The sequence below is a fragment of the Halobacillus sp. Nhm2S1 genome, from assembly GCF_019599545.1.
In the GTDB taxonomy this organism is placed as follows: Bacteria; Bacillota; Bacilli; order Bacillales; family Halobacillaceae; genus Halobacillus.
Window position 1 is genome coordinate 219,818 of the sequence record NZ_JAIEZV010000003.1, and the last position, 13,215, is coordinate 233,032.

Consider the following 13,215-nt stretch of genomic DNA (forward strand, 5'->3'; position numbering starts at 1 on the left):
GCATAACTACATGCCGGCGTTAAATCCTCACGCCCCTTTACGTTGAAAAAGATAGAGCGCACCAGCAATGAAGGCGAGAAAGCTTACAAACACGACCGTACCGAAGATGAGGTCGTTCTGCTCCACAGGTTTCCCTTTTTCCAGAAAAGAGCTCTCCACTTCCTGTCCTTCACTCACGTAGGTGTAAGCAGCTTCTCGTTCTGCTTTTCTAAACACGCCCTTACGTACCTTAACAGCAATCACTTGTGTGGTGGGATAGCCTAGAACTTTAAAATAGCCCGTTCCTGTTTCAAAAACATTAGAGAAATTCCCATCATACTGGCGCATATCCGAATAAGCGGTCACCTCGCCAATCCTCTTCCCCACTTTCACCTCTGCCGCTTCTTCTTCCACAACATAAATGAAACCATCATAGACGACAAAAGGGTAGGCCCATGATGTGGCTGAAGCCGTTGTAGATAAATAGAAAAATGGGAAAAGTAAACAACAGAGTACAATCAATACCCGCATCGTCTCCCTCCTTATGAAAGTAGACGTCTGATTCTGGAATATGTTTCAAACAAATTATTTTGAGTCACGAAATACACTTGATATGATAAGTGTTGTTATAGAAGAGAAGGGTAATCATGCCCGTCTATTATAAGCGAATTAGAAAAGAGGTTATCCTATGTCTGTAAAAGCATTAACAAATACAAAATTCTCAGTTCTCGACCTTGCCCCTGTGATCGAGGGGAGTACGCCTGCGGATTCTTTCCGAAATACGGTGGACCTTGCTCAACATGTGGAAAAGTGGGGGTTCACAAGGTACTGGATGGCTGAACACCACAACATGCCTTTCATCGCAAGTTCCGCAACATCCGTTGCCATCAGTCATGTGCTGCACAATACGGATTCTATCCGAGTCGGTTCAGGTGGAGTGATGCTTCCGAATCACGCACCACTCATCGTCGCAGAACAATTCGGCACACTGGAAACCCTGTTTCCCGGACGTGTGGATCTAGGTCTTGGACGTGCTCCAGGAACGGACGGGATGACCGCACGGGCTTTACGGAGAAACTTGGACTCCGATCCTAATGAGTTCCCTGCTATGCTAGATGAATTACGAGGCTATTTTGCCGGCGATCACCATATTCGCGCAATTCCAGGAGAAGGACTGGACATCCCGGTATGGCTGCTCGGTTCGAGTGGATTCAGCGCACAACTTGCAGGTCAACTTGGTCTGCCGTTTTCTTTTGCCAGCCACTTTTCACCGAACAATACACGCGGCGCCTTGAATCTGTATCGTTCCAGTTTCCAGCCTTCAGAGGTGCTTGATGAACCCTACGTCATGGTAGGTGTCAATGTTATTGCCGCAGATACGGATGAAGAAGCTGAAAGATTGGCGACGTCCCTGCAGCAACAATTCCTGAATCTCGTACGAAATACGAATCACTTACTCCAGCCACCGGTTGATGACATGGACGAAGTATGGACAGCACAAGAGAAAGCTGCTCTAAGACAGCAACTGGGCGCATCCATTATCGGCAGTAAAGAAACGGTGAGAGACCAATTGGAGAAATTCCAGGCGGAAACCGAGGCTGACGAACTCATGGTCATTTCCCAAATCTATGACCACAGCGCACGTTTGCATTCCTATGAAATTGTATCTGAGATTATGAGTGAATAATGGTTGAAAAATTTGTTATTAAAGAGAAGTCCCTCTGCCATACAGAGGGACTTCCTTTACATGACATAAGTATAAAATAGAAAGACAAAAACTCCTGTAGCAGTGAGAAAGTGGGGAATTGAATAGGCTCCTCTACGCTTTTCGATTTCTACCATTCCTGTAACAAACATTAAGAACCCTAACATCAACAGCATGAAAGGCAGGGCTCGAAAATCCTCTGTCCATAATCCATACACACTCAAACCTATGACAAGCAGGCCGACTATTAATCGTAACACCGTTAGTATTCGCAGACGCCCCGTGCCTCTTATCCAATCCACCTTCACATCAACCTCCCATAAACCCTCCAAGAAATAGAGCTAATGCAAAACTCAACAAGGTCGATACAGCCCAATCTCTTTTTTTCGTCGTCTTCAATAATACATTGAGGACTGAACTGATACTAAAACAGATGACAAAAGCAACGAACACCATAAAAATACTGTCCATGCCGTTCCCCCCTATTTCAAAAGCGATTGAAAATAATACTCCGTTTCATGCAATGCATGCCCTAAATCAATGGAAGCGGTAAACAATATGTAAATAGGAATACACAGAGCTGCGATGATCACAGGTAAAGCTTCCTTAATCATACGCCTTTCCTTATTAAATGAATAAAGGGTGAGAGTTGAGCCGACGACAAAAAACACGCCCGTAATCCAGAGAATAGACAACTGACTGTTTGCATTTTCTACACCTGTCCGGAATGAATGAAGACGACCTTCATTTTCTTCTGTTTCTATTACAGTCATTAAATCGTCCTTCCCGCCAATCAACCATGTGAATGTATTTTCCTCTTTAGTCACTTGATAATAATAGCCGGCTGCGCCTTCCTCACTGATAACAAATGGACCGGAAGCATGGGCCATTGTGTTTGAAAAAAGGAGAGCGCTGAAGAGCATGAAGATCACCTTACTCATTCAATACCTCTGTTAACATGCGAATGCCTTCCAACACGTTTGTATGATCCTTTTCGTTCTTCCTCGCATGAAGCAAAACTGGACGGACAGATTCCACCGAACGTCCGAATTCATACATCCAATCATAACGGGGCACCATCCATAAATGGAAGTGGTGAGTCGTGTCCTCGTTATAAAAGTAGTACACAGATTCAATCCCTAAAACTTCCCTTTGCGCCTTCCTGATCTTTGCAATGAAAGTAATATAATCGTGTTGTTCTTCTTCTGTCAATTCATCCAAGCCCTTGATATGCCGTTTGGAAGCGACTATGACTAATCCTCTAATTGGATAAGCTACATCCTGATGTGCGTGAAAATGTTCCGTTTCAGCAATGACTCCCCCTTCAGGTTCGACCTTGCCACTGGTCAAAGCACAACTAAGACAGTCCACTTCCACGGTTTCTCCATTCGATAATGTAATTGTACGCATGTCATCCCCCTAATTTTTTATCTTAAATTCCGAATATGAAAGGCTCGAAATCGAGATAACCAAAGTTTTATTAATGAATATCGAAAATAAGCCCGATGAACCTTCCGATCCCTTTCATGAACCAAACGACCAGTCGTATTGGGGAAATGATCAGCTCAAGGAACCAAATCAATAATTCAAACAGCACGTCGAAAATCCTGGATTCCTCCGCTTTTTGCCTACGCCTTTTCAACATTTGTTTCTTACTTTTCAACCAATGGCTCAATGGTGCCGCCTCCCTGTCTATCCTACGATTCTTTCTATTAGAAGGTTTCATGGATGAAAAAATTTCCTCGTTTTACCTCTCTCCATTATATACAAACTATGCTCATAAGAGGAGGTAGATGTTGATGGGAAAAAGAACATCACAAATGAACGCAGCGAAAACGAACAATAAAACACCGAAAGAAAGCCTGCCAATTGAAGAAGAAGTCGGTCACCGCACCAATAAGAACCGGCCCAAGCAAGGTCCTGGAGCGAATGAATAAACAGCAAAAACCTGAGGAACATTCCTCAGGTTTTTGCTTGTTTTATTATGAATACCACTTGTGCCACATGTGATCATTCGCCCCACGCACGAAGCAGTCAATCCGGTTCCTTCCCCATGAGACAGCTGCTGGCGAGGAACGTACACCACCTCTTGGCGCGCCGAGATTCTCCCAATTTCTCCAGCGTCTACCGTCCCACCATTTATGCCATAGCTGATTATTATCTCCACGCACAAAGCAGTCCAGACGGTTTTGCGCCCAAGATGATACCCCAGGAGCTCCATCAAACCCACCTCTTGGTGAACCTAGATCTTCCCATTCACTCCAGCGTACCCCGTCCCACCACTTGTGCCACATGACATCATTTCTTCCTCTGACAAAACAATCAATCCGATTCGGCCCCCATGATACAACCGCCGGAGAACTCCGGACCCCGCCCCTCGGCGAACCAAGGTTTTCCCAGTCTCTCCACCTGGATCCATCCCACCATTTATGCCAGAGATTGTTATCGTCTCCCTGGACAAAACAGTCGAGACGATTCCTCTGCCAGGAAGATACAGCTGGGGATCCATCAAATCCAGGAGGCGGTGATCCGAGATCCTCCCATTCTCTCCATCTGGACCCATCCCACCATTTGTGCCACATCCGATCGTTCGTCCCTCTTACGAAACAATCAATTCGGTTCGGCCCCCACGACACAGCCCCAGGCGAGCTTCTTACGCCTCCACGCGGAGCGCCTAAGTCTTCCCACTCCTGCCACCTCGATCCATCCCACCATTTATGCCAGAGACGGTTATCGCTTCCCCTCACAAAGCAATCCAGCCGATTCGTCTGCCAGGAAGATACAGAAGGGGAACCTCTGAACCCTCTTGGAGGTGAACCGAGGTCTTCCCACCTCTTCCAATTGTCCCTCCATTGATGGAATGACCTGTTTCCTTGATAAGGATATGCTTGGAACGCGGATTGGCCGTAATAGCCTTGCTGATAAGGAACGTATGGATATAGAGCATAACCTTCCTCAGGATAACTCCGGTAACCATAATAATCCTGCGGTCCTCCATAACCATAATAATAAGGTCCATATGGATACATAATGCTGTGATCCCCCCTTCATGGTGTCCTCTCAATCTTATGCTGAAAAAAAGAAGAACATGAAGAGGTCCAGGCACTCATTCCATCGTGGCGAGCCTTGCATAAATTTCGTTCAAATTAGAGAATCCTTCTTTCTTTAATTCTTTTGTACAGGCCACCCATAACTCAGCGGTTGCCAAACTATCATAAAGCGCATGGTGGCGTTTTTTTATATCAATTCCATAATGCTCACAACATTCATCTAAAGTCGTCAACGCTTCCTCTTTATGAAGAACCTTTGTCAAAAAGGCTGTATCAACAATTCTATGCTGGAACCTTTTTCTCAAAGCGATCCATGTCGCATGATTCATAAATTGCTTTTCATGATTGGCATGATGAGCGACAAGTAAATCTGCCTTCACATAATCGAAAAAGCTCTTTAAAGCATCACGCAGAGGAGGAGCACCTTCAACCATTTCCCTTGTAATTCCCGTCAAGGCTGCGATTTCCTTGGATGGCTCAGCATCTGTCCCAACCAAAGTATAGAAGGTCCGGTTATCAACAATTTGGTCTCCTTTTACTTTCACAGCTCCTATGGATAAAATCTGATCGCCATTGTATGGATAAAAGCCGGTCGTCTCCAAATCAAAAACCGTAATACTCAAATCATCAAAAGGGAGGGCGAGAGTGTTCTCATTCTTCATCTCTCTTTCCAAGTTCCTTAAATAGGCCATATTTGATGGATCATTTTGATTCAATGAAGAAAGGCCACCACCGATTTTCCCGGACAAGTCCTTTACAAATTGTACAAACGGATTCATGTGCGATCCTCTTTAATGATGGATTTCGCCATTTGATACAGCTTTTGAGCGCTCTTGACCTGCTTTTTCAACTGCTGTTTTTCCTCTTTTGATAATTGTTCCACTTTAACTACGTGGACATTTTGATAATTTTCAGCATCTTTTTTCAATTCCAATCTTTGCTGAAGGAACTGCCGGAAACCATTTTCATATTCAGAAAGAGAGGGGTAGAGGGAACGCAGCACCCCGAATCTTGATATCGTTGAAGAATTTGTAACATGTTGAAAAAGGGACAGGATTCTTAAAGCATTAATGTATGGAAAGTAGACCGTTTGTTTCAAGTTGAAATGACCTTTCTTCTCGCCACTGTAATCCGGCAGCAACTGTCCAAAAACTCCTACACCTTTTTTTACATAGTTGACATTTTCCATCAACCTTTTCAAAAGCTCCGGCTCTTCATCAATCACTGCAAAAGAAGCCTCTTTGACATTGAGCAAGAGTTCTGATTCCCCCACCAACACGCGAGAATCGAAGAAAATAAGAAAATGCCTGAGGGACTGCCACTCTGCTTCTCTTAACCATTCCGAGATCTGCCGGGTGAATATGTCCACGGGTTGGCACCATAGAGGATTGGAAGCCATTACATTCCCTTCACACCTTTCATAACCGACGATAGCCATCCCTTCTCTGATTTCTTCTCCCAGTAATAAAAAATAATCCTGATGTTTTTCTTCCCCATCAAACAGAATTCCGTGATCCTGGTCACTCCATAACGACTGCTCGTATCTTCCTGCACTTCCCATCAGAAAAAATGCAAAAGGAGCAGGGGTCGGCCCCTGCTCACGTTCAACCTTTTCTTTTGCCAGATGGAAAGTATGGTGGATCAATTGATCGTGAAAAGCATTCAACTGCAAATGATCATCACTCACAGATTCAATCATGTCTTCCCGCCATACTCTGATTTCTTCATATGTCTTAAACATCGATTCCATCCTTTATGATTACGTCTTTACGCTCCTGATTTTGTCTTTTTTGGAGGCGTCAAATTTTCCGGATAGCCATAACCGCCGTGTTCACTTAAGTCAAGACCCATGATTTCTTCCTCTTCAGATACACGAAGACCACCCATTGCTTTATCCATAATTTTCAAGATAATGAATGACACGATAAACGCATACAATCCACTACTCACAACCCCCATCGTTTGTACCCAAAGCTGTTCTAATCCACCACCGTAAAACAACCCAGGACGACCTACAGAAGCAAGTTCTGGCGTGGCAAACAAACCATTGGACAACGTTCCCCATACACCTACGACACCGTGGACAGAGAGAGCGAAAATCGGGTCATCAATTCTTCTTTTATCGAAGAAACGCATGCTGAAGAATACAATTCCACCACCGATCAAGCCAATTAAAACGGCTGCCCAAGGTTCAACGAATGCACAAGAGGCTGTAATCGCAACAAGACCTGCAAGGGCACCATTCAACGTTGTCGGTACATCTGCTTTACCAGTCACTGCCCAAACCATCAGCATCGCGCCGATTGCACCAGCACCAGCAGCCAATTGGGTGTTAAGAGCTACATAACCAAAGAATGCATCCGCTACTCCGAATGTACTTCCTGCATTAAAACCGAACCAGCCGACCCACAAGAGAAGAACACCTAAGGCAGTAAATACCTGGTTATGGCCAGCAATTTCATTAGAAGAACCATCTTTATTGTATTTTCCGATACGAGGCTTCAGGATAATCGTAGCCGCTAATGCTGCCATAGCACCTGTTAAGTGGACAACCGTTGAACCGGCAAAGTCCTGCTTTCCATGTTCACCTAACCAGCCGCCTCCCCAAATCCAGTGAGCAATAACAGGATAAACCAGAATAGAGAATAAAATAGCGAAAATAACGTAGGCAACAAGTTTGGCCCTCTCAGCAAAACCACCAAAAGCAATTGTCATGGCAATTGCCGCAAACGCTAACTGGAAAAGGAAGTCTGTGGATCCCGCTAACCCTTCTCCCATCGTCGTTGCATCCCCATAAAAGAAATTAGAAAAGCCAATAAATCCATTTCCTTCCCCATAGATCAGTCCGTATCCCAATGCCCAGAATACAACGGAAACAATACCGACTGTAAAAACCGTTTTCCCTGCAATATGGCCGGCGTTTTTCATTCGTGTCGATCCTGCTTCAAGTAGTATGAAGCCCCCTTGCATTAATAAAACCAGGATCGTACATACGATGATCCAAAGATTGTTCATCAAAAAAGTAGCATCCATTCTCTTAACTCCCCTTATGTTAGATTTTATAACATTTTATGTTATTAAGCATTGTATCAAAGTCGCAATATTTACACAACTATAAATGTCAGGTTTCTTAACATAAGGTATGATCAAAATTTCCGAAGTTGATTAAAACCCCTCCACCATCGCATTCTTAAGACAAAAAAAGATCCCAATATTTTGGGATCGTCAATCATTCTACACCATTAACTCCATGAAGGAGGTTATACTTTGTATGTTTTTGAAGTAATTCGGAGACGGTAACGAATTGATAGCCTTCCTCTTTCAGTTTAGGGAGAATCTGCTTTAACGCCTCGATCGTTTGTGAACGATCGCCTCCAAAATCGTGAAAAAGGACAATATCCCCGTTCCTCGTGTTGTTAACTACGGTTTTTACAATATTATGGACGCCGGGACTTTTCCAATCCCTTGTATCTTGGTGCCAGGACCACATGACGACCATATAACCTTCTTCATTAGCTGTATTCACAATAATATCGTTATACACGCCTCCAGGTGGACGAAACAACCTTGGCGGAGCCCCTGTCAAACTTTCCAGAACTTCTGACGTGTTGTCCATTTCATGAATCAGCTCTTCTTTCGTTATGCCTGTAAAATCCGGGTGGTGAAAGCTATGATTGGCAAGTTCGTGACCACTTTTCACCATCGACTTGATGATCGAAGGATTCTCCTGAGCTCTTGAGCCTACTACGAAAAAGGTAGCTTTCGCATTATGCTCTTGTAAAATATCCAAAATTTCAGGCGTGTACTCTGAGCTGGGACCATCATCAAAAGTAAGGGCTATATACTTCGATGAAATAGGCACATCCCAAATCGCCGTCCCTTGTTCTTCATAATAATTCCTAGGATGGTTTTTCGCGTAAACGCTTACAACACTCACATGAAAAATACATAGAAGGATGAAAAGATACAGGGTGAATGCCTTCAAGTGAAACACCCCTTTCCTTTTTGATTAGTTTGTGGGTTAATAGCTGTCTTATCCCAGCTAAAAAACGGAAAGTCCACCCACAGGAAAACCAGTCCCCTGAAGGAACTGGTTTAAAGGTGTTATTTTTTAGGTTTTAATATCGTCCGCTGCAAAGGAACGCCACCCATGGGAACATTTCTTTCAAAGAAAACATACGGTTTTCCGTCCACCATAAAAACATGATCCCCTTTATAGTGTACCTTGTGCCCTCTTTCACTTAGTTCCTCACCAATCGCCTGAATATACTCTTGGTGATCCATATAGCGTTCATCAAAATCAATTTGGATATGGCCTTTCCGGTAACCCATCAACCAATTGAAGAATAAAAACATGCCGACACCCACAGCGGTACCAAGTATTATATACATCCAAAACATATCCTCACCCCACTACCTACGTCTACGAGGGACCTGAGGAGGAAGTTTCAGAAAAATAAAAAAAGACCAGATTTCTTCTGATCTTTTCCTCAAATGCTTCCTTAACCCCAGGCACTCATTCCGCCTTTTACATTGGTGATTTTTTCGAAACCTTGTTTTTTCAATACTTTCGCTGCGTTCATACTCCTCATTCCGCTTTGACAAATCAAGACGACTTCTTTATCGCGGTCCAATTCCGCCGTTCGTTTTGAAAGATCGGAAAGAGGGAGGTTTTTAAATGGCTTTTTGTGATACGCTCGGAATTCACCTGGCGTCCGGACGTCAATCCATTGCACATTTTTATCTTTTAAACGCGTCTGTACTTCCTGGACGGTTGTATGTTGAACACCTTTTACGGGTAAAAGTTTCTTGATTACCAACCATCCGAGGAACAATCCAATCCCCCAAGGGAGAATCGCTTCCATGTGGTTCCCCCCTTATTTTTCGATCATGCACGGCATCGCTCGACACTCCTGGTGTTTAACCGGGATGGTATAACCGATCACTTCATGACCTTTTCTCTTAAGCAGTCTCGCTGCCAAGTTCTTTTCGACTTCATCTGAACAAATTAAAACAATCGGGCGTTGTGGTATATCTTGGTGATGTCTTTCTAAATAAGCCAGCGGCAGACAAACCGCATGCTCCATTTTATCATGAGATGACGTTTGATAATCCCTCGTATCAACAGGAACGACCATGTCATCATTTTCAGCAGTTATTTCGGACATGTCCATCTTTTTCACGTGAGAGACCGGGAGATAACGGTGAAGCATAAAAAGCCCCGTTCCGACGATTAACGTTACGATCATCACTAATGACATGATGTTCCTCCTTTGTCTTGAACTAAAAACATTTTATACCCTACAAGGTATATGTGTCAACATTAAGGTCTCTGTTTCCACAGAATATTTAATCAGAGAATAAGCCTATTTTCCAGAACAAAGACTTCGTGATCTTTTAGCAAACAACAAAACCGCAAGATAACGAAGGAAAGGCACTATCTTTTTCAAACGTAGAGTCCAGAGATCCCAGTTAGTGGACCAGGTAATCCTTTTTATCCTTTCCTGAACAAAAAAAGCCTGAAGCTCGCCGGCTTCAGGCTAAGAGAAGTCTTATTTAATTGACCATTCGATTTTGGTCTTTCCAAAACTTTTTCCGAATGACGACTTTCTGAATCTTTCCAGATGCTGTCTTCGGAAGTTCTTCAATGAAAGAAACGCTTTTTGGTGCTTTGAAATGAGCCAGCTTTTCCCGGCAAAACAGGATCACCTCTTCTTCTGAGAGGGTTTCTCCTTCCTTCACCACAACTACCGCATGGGGTACCTCTCCCCACTTTTCATCTGGAACGGCAACTACAGCCGCTTCAAGAATCGCCGGGTGTTCATACAGTGCCGCTTCAACTTCAATGGAAGAAATGTTTTCTCCTCCACTGATGATCACATCTTTTTTACGGTCGACAATTTCAATATTCCCACCATCATCAACCACTGCCATATCTCCTGTATGGAGCCACCCGTCTCTAATCGCTTCATTGGTAGCTTCCACATTCTTATAATACCCTTCCATCACGTTGTTTGATCTTGTTACGATTTCCCCTATAGAAGATCCGTCGCTCGGAACTTCTTCTCCTAACTCATCTACCACCTTCACTTGGCTGCCGATCATGCTGTAACCAGCTTTCGCTTTCAAGCGATAACGCTCCTCCGCAGGGCGGTCCACATCCATAGATCGGAGTTCTGAAGTAGTGATCAGTGGTGAAATTTCCGTCATGCCGTACACCTGAACGAATTTCCACTTCAAGTCTTCTTCCACTTTACGGACAAAAGCTGGTGGAGGGGCAGAACCTGCGATCACGACTCTTACATCGTGATCCATCGATGGCTGCTCCTCTTCGTAAGCCCCAATAACCATGTTTAGAACGGTAGGCGCCATATGTAGCACAGACACTTGGTGTTTCTCTACTTTATCTACGATTAATTGTGGATCTGTTTCTCGAAGCATCACCTGTGTAGCCCCGTTCGCCGTATAGTAAAAAGGAGATCCCCATCCGTTCACATGAAACATGGGCAGGACATGGAGAAGAGTATCCTGATCCGAAACTCTCAGGTGATGCATGGATGACAGAGCATGGAGGTAATTGGACCGATGACTTAACAATACCCCCTTGGGATTTCCGGTCGTTCCGCTCGTGTAAAGTAAAGACGCAATGTCTGTCTCCTCTATAGGCTCCCGTTCAAAACGATCCGGTGAAAATTGGGACAGCCATGACTCATATCCTTCCTTAGAATCGTCTCCATGGACAATCACTTTTTCTAAGGAAGATAGGTCCTGCACTACCTCTTCTACCAAGGGCAGAAGAGTATGATCGACAAGAAGCACTTTACTTTCACTGTGCTCTAAAATGAAATGATAGTCGGCCGGCTTCAACCTTGTATTCAATGGGGTCATTACAGCTCCCAGCTGAAAGACACCGTAAAATCCTTCAAGCATCTCCGTGGAATTCGGAGCAAGATATGCCACCTAATCCCCTTTTTTCACACCTAAGGATTCAAGACCTCTAGACAGCTGATTAACCCTAGCGTTCATCTCTTGGTATGTCAGTGTCCATTCATCATCAATGATCGCCGGCTTGTCCCCATATAATGTTACTGCCCTGTCCAGAAACTCTGTCAATATCAATGGAACATGCATCGGATACCCTCTCCTTTTAGTAAAATTATTAATATCTTACATATTATTCTAATTGGTAATCTGTACTATATCAACAGATTATTGTATCTTGTGTACACTAACAGATGTTTTTACCTCAAAAAGAAAAATTGCCGTTTGGCAGTTTTCTCACATCATCACTTTTTCTTCATTAATCACGTCTATTGTAAATCCAAGTCCCTCGATCATTTGAGGATCTTCTGTACTCTCCTGACCATCCGTTGTCTGGTAATCACGGATGTATTTAGAATTGGCGGGATACAGGCTGAACGGCTTAAGGTGAAGGTTTCAGGAAATTATGTAAAGAGAGCTGTCTTGCAGCTCTTATGACTCTCCCTTCCGTGCAAGGCCGCGACGGAAGGCGGCGAGGTGATTCAATGACGCATTCCTTAATTGTGTAAAAACAGTTCTTACATCCTCTGGCAAATCATACAATAAGAACTTCTCATACATGGATATGTTCTCAATTTCCCCCTGAACACCAGCTGCATAAGCGGCTTTCACACTGGCAGGAGTAGTTACATACTGACTTGCCTCATCGGATGGTATTGGAATTTGATATCTTGTGAAAAGTGTATTTAAGGCTGAAATGTGACGTTTCTCTGCTTCCTGGATACGGACGAATGTCTGTATATCCCCGAATTCCCTTCTAATATCTTCATACCGGGCTTGTGCAAGATATTCATCCTGGACGGCATAGATCAACATGTCCGCAAGGGTTAATGAAGAAGCGCTTAAGGCACCAGTTGCTCTATATTCCTGCTGCCTTATCTCAGAACGACCCATTTGGGGAAATGTATGAAAATAAAGAAACCAAACGGCATGATTCTGTTCATCAGCCGCAGCCTGACGGAACGTTTCTTTGATGGAGAGATCCTGAGCTTTCCGCTCGATCTCATGATAAAAGTCTGTCGTCTTTTGTTCGTCGAAAAACGCCCCCTCTATTCCATCCCTGTATTGATCGGGACACGGCTCGGTAATTTTGGGTGATGGTTGCTTTCCCGTCAGTTGCTTATAAATATTGCTGAAGGCCTCATAATGACGGATTTCATCCTGGCGAATCTCATAAATTTGCTGTCTTGCCTGCTGTGTAGGAGCTAAATCAGCCAATTTATTGTAGCAAGCAATCGCACTGTACTCCCCATTAATGGCTTTTTCCACATCTTTGACGAGGGACTGATCATTTTGAATGCGGAAATAACCATCATAACCATAAGGGTTGAATGTATATCCATACTGATTCCGGTACAATCGAATCCAACCTCCTTTTAGAAGTCATCAACCTATCCTATGAAATTTGGGCAGTTTTGTGTGCAAGTCGAAGATCTCCTG

17 protein-coding genes and 1 pseudogene are annotated in these 13,215 nt (G+C 43.8%); 2 read left to right on the top strand and 16 right to left on the bottom strand.

What is annotated here, in order from left to right; genetic code table 11:
• Nucleotides 1–27: 27 nt before the first annotated feature.
• Complete coding sequence (locus K2225_RS12905) at nucleotides 28–510, bottom strand: hypothetical protein (protein ID WP_220585142.1); 483 nt, start codon at nucleotides 508–510, stop codon at nucleotides 28–30.
• 157 nt (nucleotides 511–667) lie between these two features.
• On the opposite strand from K2225_RS12905, the gene K2225_RS12910 reads away from it, so the two are divergent.
• On the top strand, nucleotides 668–1,666 hold the full coding sequence (locus K2225_RS12910) for an LLM class flavin-dependent oxidoreductase (protein ID WP_220585143.1): 999 nt from the start codon (nucleotides 668–670) through the stop codon (nucleotides 1,664–1,666).
• A 56-nt stretch (nucleotides 1,667–1,722) separates the two neighbouring features.
• Here the strand turns inward: K2225_RS12910 and K2225_RS12915 are convergent, their stop codons facing one another.
• The 5 genes from K2225_RS12915 to K2225_RS12935 form a co-directional block, all read right to left on the bottom strand.
• Nucleotides 1,723–1,986: a hypothetical protein gene (locus K2225_RS12915; protein ID WP_220585144.1), complete on the bottom strand. Its 264-nt coding sequence runs from the start codon at nucleotides 1,984–1,986 to the stop codon at nucleotides 1,723–1,725.
• Nucleotides 1,987–1,993: 7 nt separating this feature from the next.
• Nucleotides 1,994–2,155 (bottom strand): hypothetical protein, encoded by a 162-nt coding sequence (locus K2225_RS12920; protein WP_220585145.1) that lies wholly within the window; start codon nucleotides 2,153–2,155, stop codon nucleotides 1,994–1,996.
• Between the two features lie 11 nt (nucleotides 2,156–2,166).
• Complete coding sequence (locus K2225_RS12925; RefSeq protein ID WP_220585146.1) at nucleotides 2,167–2,625, bottom strand: hypothetical protein; 459 nt, start codon at nucleotides 2,623–2,625, stop codon at nucleotides 2,167–2,169.
• On the bottom strand, nucleotides 2,618–3,094 hold the full coding sequence (locus K2225_RS12930; protein WP_220585147.1) for an HIT family protein: 477 nt from the start codon (nucleotides 3,092–3,094) through the stop codon (nucleotides 2,618–2,620). The genes K2225_RS12925 and K2225_RS12930 overlap by 8 nt, the downstream gene beginning before the upstream one ends.
• Nucleotides 3,095–3,164: 70 nt before the next feature.
• Nucleotides 3,165–3,359: a hypothetical protein gene (locus tag K2225_RS12935; RefSeq protein WP_220585148.1), complete on the bottom strand. Its 195-nt coding sequence runs from the start codon at nucleotides 3,357–3,359 to the stop codon at nucleotides 3,165–3,167.
• A 124-nt stretch (nucleotides 3,360–3,483) separates the two neighbouring features.
• Here K2225_RS12935 and K2225_RS12940 point away from each other — a divergent pair, with 124 nt between their 5' ends.
• Nucleotides 3,484–3,621 (top strand): hypothetical protein, encoded by a 138-nt coding sequence (locus K2225_RS12940; protein ID WP_167356029.1) that lies wholly within the window; start codon nucleotides 3,484–3,486, stop codon nucleotides 3,619–3,621.
• A 45-nt stretch (nucleotides 3,622–3,666) separates the two neighbouring features.
• Here K2225_RS12940 and K2225_RS12945 read toward each other — a convergent pair whose 3' ends face one another.
• The 10 genes and pseudogenes from K2225_RS12945 to K2225_RS12990 all read right to left on the bottom strand — a co-directional run bounded on the left by K2225_RS12945 (nucleotide 3,667) and on the right by K2225_RS12990 (nucleotide 13,134).
• The gene (locus K2225_RS12945; RefSeq protein WP_220585149.1) at nucleotides 3,667–4,713 is read right to left on the bottom strand and encodes a PLL family lectin; all 1,047 of its coding nucleotides are present in this window, start codon (nucleotides 4,711–4,713) and stop codon (nucleotides 3,667–3,669) included.
• Between the two features lie 77 nt (nucleotides 4,714–4,790).
• A complete protein-coding gene (locus K2225_RS12950) occupies nucleotides 4,791–5,513 on the bottom strand; it encodes an exonuclease domain-containing protein (RefSeq protein WP_220585150.1) in 723 nt (240 codons plus the stop codon).
• A complete protein-coding gene (locus K2225_RS12955) occupies nucleotides 5,510–6,475 on the bottom strand; it encodes a DUF294 nucleotidyltransferase-like domain-containing protein (protein WP_220585151.1) in 966 nt (321 codons plus the stop codon). Before K2225_RS12955 ends, K2225_RS12950 begins: the two co-directional genes overlap by 4 nt.
• Before the next feature lie 26 nt (nucleotides 6,476–6,501).
• Nucleotides 6,502–7,767, bottom strand: coding sequence for an ammonium transporter (locus tag K2225_RS12960; RefSeq protein WP_146812953.1), 1,266 nt, complete (start codon nucleotides 7,765–7,767; stop codon nucleotides 6,502–6,504).
• 196 nt (nucleotides 7,768–7,963) lie between these two features.
• Nucleotides 7,964–8,719 carry a polysaccharide deacetylase family protein gene (locus K2225_RS12965; RefSeq protein WP_220585152.1) on the bottom strand — a complete coding sequence of 252 codons (756 nt, stop codon included), beginning with the start codon at nucleotides 8,717–8,719 and terminating at the stop codon, nucleotides 7,964–7,966.
• A 119-nt stretch (nucleotides 8,720–8,838) separates the two neighbouring features.
• Nucleotides 8,839–9,135: a hypothetical protein gene (locus K2225_RS12970; RefSeq protein ID WP_255574523.1), complete on the bottom strand. Its 297-nt coding sequence runs from the start codon at nucleotides 9,133–9,135 to the stop codon at nucleotides 8,839–8,841.
• Between the two features lie 101 nt (nucleotides 9,136–9,236).
• Nucleotides 9,237–9,599 (bottom strand): rhodanese-like domain-containing protein, encoded by a 363-nt coding sequence (locus K2225_RS12975; protein WP_220585153.1) that lies wholly within the window; start codon nucleotides 9,597–9,599, stop codon nucleotides 9,237–9,239.
• Nucleotides 9,600–9,611: 12 nt separating this feature from the next.
• Nucleotides 9,612–9,995 (bottom strand): rhodanese-like domain-containing protein, encoded by a 384-nt coding sequence (locus tag K2225_RS12980; RefSeq protein WP_220585154.1) that lies wholly within the window; start codon nucleotides 9,993–9,995, stop codon nucleotides 9,612–9,614.
• A 295-nt stretch (nucleotides 9,996–10,290) separates the two neighbouring features.
• Nucleotides 10,291–11,865 (bottom strand): annotated as a pseudogene (locus K2225_RS12985) (long-chain-fatty-acid--CoA ligase).
• A gap of 342 nt (nucleotides 11,866–12,207) precedes the next feature.
• Nucleotides 12,208–13,134, bottom strand: coding sequence for a ferritin family protein (locus K2225_RS12990; RefSeq protein WP_220585155.1), 927 nt, complete (start codon nucleotides 13,132–13,134; stop codon nucleotides 12,208–12,210).
• Nucleotides 13,135–13,215: the final 81 nt, after the last annotated feature.